The sequence below is a fragment of the Streptomyces sp. NPDC051582 genome (assembly GCF_040681715.1).
Classification (GTDB): Bacteria; Actinomycetota; Actinomycetes; order Streptomycetales; family Streptomycetaceae; genus Streptomyces.
In genome coordinates this window covers 84,191-90,527 of record NZ_JBFAZJ010000031.1, presented here as the reverse complement: position 1 = coordinate 90,527, position 6,337 = coordinate 84,191, and the positions used below count along the sequence as shown (strand labels likewise).

Sequence of the window (6,337 nt, the reverse complement as noted above, 5' to 3'; positions counted from 1 at the left end):
CGCCTCCAGACGCAGCCACTGGTCGTCCGTCAGATCTCCACGAGCCATCCGAAGATCGTTTCACGACCTTGATCAACATCTCAAACAGGCCCTAGTGCGGCTGGCTGGCTGGCTGGCTGGATCGCCGGCCGGATGGCCGGGCGCGAGGCGGTGTTCCCGGCCCAGGATGTGAGAGACGGCCCGGCCGGGGCGCGGGACGCGGCCCGGGCCGCACCCGGATGGCGGCCCCCGCTCACCCCGTGGCGCCGCCGGGAAGCCGACCACCGGTGTGTCATGCGTGCTCCTGCGGACGGGGCCCCTTCAATGGGCAGCCTCCGACCGAAAGGGCATGGTATGACCTCCCCCGCGCAGCACACCCGCCGAGCGGTCGTCACGGGCGCGTTCGCCCTGGCCGCCGGCTCCGCGCTCTCCCTCCTCCCGGCGGGCCGGGCACGGGCGGCGGCTTCGGCCGCCGCGGCCGGACCGGAGATCGCGAGCTGCGCCGGCTGGGGGGCGCGGGCCGCCTCCGAGTCGGTGGTGGTCCTCTCGAACCGCCCGGAGCGGATCATCGTCCACCACACGGCGACGCTGAACGTGACCGACTACTCGCAGCAGCGCGCGTACGCCCTGGCCCGGGCGATCCAGACGTACCACATGGACGCCCAGGGGTGGATCGACACCGGGCAGCACTTCACGGTCAGCCGCGGGGCGTACGTCATGGAGGGCCGCCACAACAGCCTCGCGGAACTGCGCACCGGCAAGCGCCAGGTGCGAGCGGCGCACTGCGTCGGGCAGAACACCGTCTCGATCGGCATCGAGAACGAGGGCACGTACATGACGGAGGAGCCGCCGGCGGCCCAGTTCGCCAAGCTCGCGGACCTGTGCGCGTACATCTGCGACCAGTACGGTCTGCCCGCCTCCGAGATCTACGGCCACCGGGACTTCAACTCCACGTCCTGCCCCGGCGACCGGCTCTACGCCCTGCTCCCGACCCTGCGCAAGCAGGTCGCCACCCGGTTGGGCACCTCACTGACGGAGCCCGCGTCGGACCCGTTCCAGCACCTCATCGACGAGGCCGCCGCCCACGCCCTGTCCCCCTACCCGGAGTACGTCCCGGAGGGGCTGTTGCGCTGACCGCCCCGGCCGGGGGGACCCCGCCGCCCTCCGTCCCGCGTCACCCGGCCACCGCCGTACGCCGAGCGCAGCCCCGCTCGGCGTACGGCGGTGGCCTTTTTTGGCGTGAACTGGTCAATCGGAAGCCGAACCGCCTTGTCGTGCCCCCTCGTTCCGCACGAGAGGTGCCGCGAGGCGTGTTGAAGGACGCTCCGGCGCGGGTACGTGACGAGGTATTCGACATCTCCGCCCGACCGCTTCCCTCGCCGAACCCGTGGCCCGCGTTTCTCCGTATGTTGATGACGAGAGCCGGACCCGGGAACGGAGTTCGGACGGCCCGGACAGCGCACCCAGCCGGACAGGAGTGAGCCACATGTCCCTGCTCGCCACGATCCTCGTCGTCGTCGGCCTCTGGTGTGCTGTCTCGGTCGCCCTGGCCTGCTGCTTCAGCGCCTACCGCATCTGGTGCCGCAGCGACCGGCGCCGCCGGGGCCCGCACGGCCGGCTCGGCGCCCAGACCGGGCGCTCCTGAACCCGTCCTCCCGGGCCCCCTCCCTCCCGGCCCACGTCAGGAGGACAACGGACGCCGGCCCCAGGCGGTGATCATTCCCGGTGAGAGTGCGGCGCAGCCGGGGGAGCCGAGGTACCGGACGGCCTCCTCGATCGTCGTGTCGTCCACCAGTCCGGTGGCCACGATCGACTCCCTGGCCCGGTCCCACGTACCGATCCAGAACCGGCTGATGGGGCTGCCCGGAACCAGGGGAGGCACCCGGATCTCGGCGGCCACGGAGACGAGTCCCGCGTCCCGCAGGTGCCCGGGGTACTCGGCGACCCACGAGACGTCGGTGCCGATGGTGTCCCGGAGCCCCTGCCACATGGCCTGCATGACCCGCGTGTACGGGTTCGGCGGTGCGGTACGGGTGGTCAGGTCGACGGCGTCGCTGAGCACCAGCAGCCCGCCTTCGGCCAGCAGGCCGGCGAGCCGGGCGATCATGCGCCGCCACGAGGGCAGGTGCATCAGCACGAACCGGGCGTGGACGAGCTGGAACCGGCGCCCGGGGTCGAAATCCGGCGCGCTGGCATCCGCCTCCAGGAGATCGAGCCCGGGCAGCGGACGGGCCGCGAGGAAGCGCACGTCGCGGTCGACGGCGAGCACGCTCGCCACCCCGGCCTCCTCGATCAGCCGCCGCGCGACGGTGCCCGTCCCGGCGCCCACGTCCAGACAGTTCCATCCCGGCCCGGCACCCAGGGCCCGCAGGCGGTCCATGGTCATGCCGTCGTACGTGAGCGCCCCCAGGTCGATGCGCTCGTCCTCGCCGGCCCGCTCGGGCCGGAACACCGCCTCGCCGTAGCGCCCGCGCCCGGCATCTGTACCCATGCGCCCCATTATCGCCGGGCCGCCCCGGCGGCGCCCGGCGCGCAGGAAGGCGGGGCACTACCCTCAGGCCGCCCAGCGGGCGATCTCGACGCGCGTCGGCGGGTCGGCGCCCTCGCGGGTGCAGGTCAGGGCCGCCGCGCGGGAGGCCAGCGCGAGGGCGGAGCCCACCCGGGGGTCCAAGGCCGCGCAGGCCGTGGCCTCGCGCAGCGCCGTACGGGCGCGGGCCGCGCCCGCCGCGCCGGGTGCTCCGGACGGCCCGACGGAAGCCAGCAGTCCGGCGTGCAGGAGTCCGCTGAGCAGGCCCGCCATGAAGGCGTCGCCCGCGCCCACGGTGTCGGCGACCTCGACCGCGGTCGCCGGCACCTCGCACCGCCCGCCCGGCCAGAAGGCCCGCGCACCCGCGCCGCCCATGGTCACGACGACGAGCGCCGGGCCCCCGCCGGCCCCGCTCCCGGCCACCCAGCGCCGGACCGTCTCCTCGGGGGACCGGCCGGGACAGAGCCGGCCGAGGTCCTCCTCGCTCGCCTTCACCACGTCGCTCAGCGCGACGAACCGCTCGGCGCGCGGCCGTTCCCGGTCGGCGCCCGCAAGAAGCGCGGGCCGGATGTTCGGGTCGTACGAGACCGTGGCGCCGGCCCGGGCGGCCCGGACGGCCGCGAGCACCCGGTCCGCGCCCGGGGCGAGGGCCGTCGCGATCGATCCGGTGTGCACGTGGGCCGGGGCCGGCCCGTCGAGCGTGCCGGGCGGCAGGTCCCAGGTGATGTCGAACGTGTAGTGCGCGGTGCCCGCCGCGTCCAGCCGGGCGGTGGCCGTCGAGGTCGCGTCCTCGCCGAACGACCCCGGGGTGAGCACCACGCCGCTGCCCCGCAGGTGGGCGTGGAGCGCGCGGCCCGGGCCGTCGCGGCCGATCCGCGTGGCGAGCCGCACCGGATGGCCCAGCCGTGCCAGGCCGAGGGCCACATTGGCCGGGCTGCCGCCCGGGCGGGCCCGCCGTACGCCGTCCGCGCCGGTCAGGACGTCGGTGATCGCCTCGCCGATGACGAGGGCCGGGGCGGTCGCGATGGGGACGGGTCCCGGTCCGGCCGTCACGGGGTGACCAGGATCTTGCGGCCCCGCCCGGCCCGGAACCGCCCGATCGCGGCCGCGTAGTCGGTGAGCGGAAGCCGGTCGCTGATGAAGGCGTCCGGGTCCAGCACGCCCGCGGCGAAGAGCTCGGCGGCCCGCTCGTAGCTGTGCAGGACCGCCATCGAGCCGGTGATGGTGATCTCCCGGTTGTAGATGCGGTACGGCTCGATCGTGGCGCGGGCCGCGTAGTCGGCCACCCCGAACTGGAGGTAGGTACCGCCCCGGGCCACGCGTCCGATCGCGTCCTGGATGGCCTGCTCGTTGCCGGTGGCGTCGATGACGAGGTCCCAGCCGCGCGGCCGGTCGATCTCGTCGGGGGAGCCGACGGCATGGGTGCAGCCGAGGGAGCGGGCGGTCTCCAGCCGCTCGGGGTTGACGTCGACCACGTCGACGGCGATGGCGCCGGTGCGCTTGGCGAGCTCCATCATCATCAGGCCCATCGTGCCCGAGCCGTAGATCAGTACGCTGCTGGCGAGTTGGGCGCGCAGGACGTCGTACCCCCGTACCGCGCAGGAGAGCGGCTCGATCAGGGCGGCGTCCTCGACGCGCACGTGGTCGGGGAGCCGTACGCAGTTGGCGGCGGGCGCGACGGCGAACTCGGCCGCCGCTCCCGGGACGGTGACTCCGATCGCCGCGTAGCGCTCGCAGAGGTTGTTGCGGCCGATCCGGCAGTAGTGGCAGGCATTGCAGTACAGCGAGGGGTCGACGGCCACGCGGTCGCCGATGGCCAGCCCGGTCACCTCGGGGCCGTAGGCGACGACGGTGCCGGCGAACTCGTGACCCGGCACGATCGGCAGGCTGGGCGCGAACTCCCCCTGGAGGATGTGCAGATCGGTTCCGCAGAGCCCGCACGCGGCGACCTGGACCACCACCTCGCCGGGGCCGGGCTTCGGGTCGTCGACGGTCTCGATCGTCACGACTCCGGGAGCGCTGATGAGGGCTGCTTTCACTTGACTGCTCCAAGGGAGAGGCCCTGGACGAGCTTGTCCTGGGCGGCGAACCCGGCGATGAGGACCGGCAGGGAGATGCAGACGGCGGCGGCGCACACCTTCGCCAGGAAGAGCCCCTGGCTGGTGACGAACCCGGTGAGGAAGACGGGTGCCGTACCGGCCACGACCCCGGTCAGGACGCGGGCGAAGAGGAGCTCGTTCCAGCTGAAGATGAACGAGATGAGCGCGGTGGCGGCGATGCCGGGCATGGCCACGGGCGCCACGATCCGAAGGAGGGTGGTCGTCAGCCCGGCGCCGTCGATCGAGGCCGCCTCCAGGATCTCCCCGGGCACCTCGGCCAGGAAGGAGCGCATCATCCACACCGCGACCGGCAGGTTCATCGAGGTGTAGAGGATGACCAGGAGCCAGATGTTGTCGAGCATTCCGGTGTCCCGCGCGATGAGGTACAGCGGCAGCAGTCCGGCAACGGCGGGGAGCATCTTGGTCGAGAGGAAGAAGAACAGCACGTCGGTCCACTTGCGGACCGGCTTGACGGAAAGGGCGTACGCGGCCGGCAGGGCCAGCGCCAGGACCAGCAGGGTCGATACGACGCTCGCCGTGGCCGAGTTGATCAGCGGTGGCCACGGGCTCGTCCCGGTGCCCGCTCCGAAGAACTCCCGGTAGCCGTCCAGGGTGAGCGCGGCGCCCACGGCGGGCGGGTTGGTCGAGGCGTCCTGCTCGCTGTGCAGCGAGGTGAGGACCATCCACGCGAACGGAAGGAAGAACAGCAGCCCGCAGAGCCAGGCCGCGAGGCCCCGGAAACCGCGGCGGACGGGGGCGGTCACGGCGCCTCCTCGCGGAACAGGGAGGAGACGGTGCGCAGGGCGAAGGTGGCGATGACCATGGAGCAGATCACGACGAGGACGCCCTCGGCGGAGGCCTGGCCGTAGTCGTGGGCCTGGTAGAAGGTCTCGTAGACGGTGTAGGGCAGGTTGGCGGTGCCCAGACCGCCCGAGGTGAGGGTGAAGACCGCGTCGAAGTTCTGGACCACGTGGATGCTGCCGAGGAGGGCGGCCAGTTCCAGGTAGCGGCGCAGGTGCGGGAAGGTGAGGTGGCGGAAGACCTGCCAGGTGCCGGCCCCGTCGACGTGCGCGGCCTTGACGATGTCGGGTGGCCGGCTCTGGAGTCCGGCGAGCAGGATCAGCATCATGAACGGCGTCCACTGCCAGATCAGTGACACCTCGACGGCGACCAGCGGGAGGCCGGACATCCAGTCGGGCTGCGGGGCGCCGTCACTGCCGAACAGGCCCCAGATCCAGGTGAGCGAACCGTTGATCAGCCCGTACGAGGCGTTGTAGAGGGCGTGCTTCCACAGCAGGGCGGATGCGGCCGGGACGACGAGGAAGGGGGCGATGAGCAGGGTGCGGACGATGGCGCGGCCCGGGAAGCCGCGGTCCAGCAGCAGGGCCAGACCGAGGCCGAGCAGGAGGCTGGTGAGCACCACCGCCGAGGTGAGGACCACGGTGGTGAGCAGGGAGGACCTGAGCGCGGGATCGGTCAGGGCGCCCCGGTAGTTGGCGAGCCCGCCGAAGCCCCGGTCGTCCGGCGCCAGGGCGTTCCAGCGCATGAACGAGATGACCAGGGTGGCGACGAACGGCAGCTGCGTCACCGCGATCAGGAAGACCAGGGCCGGCAGCAGGGGTGCACGCCGGGCCCAGGCGCCGCGCGGGCGCGGTCCGGCGGGGCGGGTGGCCCGGCGCGGGCCGCCGCGCGGGGCGGTGCGCCGGGGTTCGGCCGTCAGAGGGGCGGTCAT

The 6,337-nt window shown here is 73.2% G+C and carries 7 protein-coding genes; 2 read left to right on the top strand and 5 right to left on the bottom strand.

The genetic code is table 11. The features are described from left to right. Positions 1-333: 333 nt before the first annotated feature. Both AB0M92_RS31635 and AB0M92_RS31630 read left to right on the top strand, forming a co-directional pair. Positions 334-1,113 (top strand): peptidoglycan recognition family protein, encoded by a 780-nt coding sequence (locus tag AB0M92_RS31635; RefSeq protein WP_366105754.1) that lies wholly within the window; start codon positions 334-336, stop codon positions 1,111-1,113. Positions 1,114-1,465: 352 nt separating this feature from the next. Next, positions 1,466-1,624, top strand: a complete 159-nt coding sequence (locus AB0M92_RS31630; RefSeq protein WP_366105753.1) for a hypothetical protein — start codon at positions 1,466-1,468, stop codon at positions 1,622-1,624. 36 nt (positions 1,625-1,660) lie between these two features. Here the strand turns inward: AB0M92_RS31630 and AB0M92_RS31625 are convergent, their stop codons facing one another. From AB0M92_RS31625 to AB0M92_RS31605, 5 genes are all read right to left on the bottom strand, one after another. Next, complete coding sequence (locus tag AB0M92_RS31625) at positions 1,661-2,470, bottom strand: class I SAM-dependent methyltransferase (protein WP_366105752.1); 810 nt, start codon at positions 2,468-2,470, stop codon at positions 1,661-1,663. Between the two features lie 63 nt (positions 2,471-2,533). After that, on the bottom strand, positions 2,534-3,559 hold the full coding sequence (locus AB0M92_RS31620) for a PfkB family carbohydrate kinase (RefSeq protein ID WP_366105750.1): 1,026 nt from the start codon (positions 3,557-3,559) through the stop codon (positions 2,534-2,536). Then, on the bottom strand, positions 3,556-4,545 hold the full coding sequence (locus tag AB0M92_RS31615) for a zinc-dependent alcohol dehydrogenase family protein (protein ID WP_366105749.1): 990 nt from the start codon (positions 4,543-4,545) through the stop codon (positions 3,556-3,558). The genes AB0M92_RS31620 and AB0M92_RS31615 overlap by 4 nt, the downstream gene beginning before the upstream one ends. After that, positions 4,542-5,369 (bottom strand): carbohydrate ABC transporter permease, encoded by an 828-nt coding sequence (locus AB0M92_RS31610; RefSeq protein ID WP_366105748.1) that lies wholly within the window; start codon positions 5,367-5,369, stop codon positions 4,542-4,544. The genes AB0M92_RS31615 and AB0M92_RS31610 overlap by 4 nt, the downstream gene beginning before the upstream one ends. Then, positions 5,366-6,337 (bottom strand): sugar ABC transporter permease, encoded by a 972-nt coding sequence (locus AB0M92_RS31605; protein WP_366105747.1) that lies wholly within the window; start codon positions 6,335-6,337, stop codon positions 5,366-5,368. The genes AB0M92_RS31610 and AB0M92_RS31605 overlap by 4 nt, the downstream gene beginning before the upstream one ends.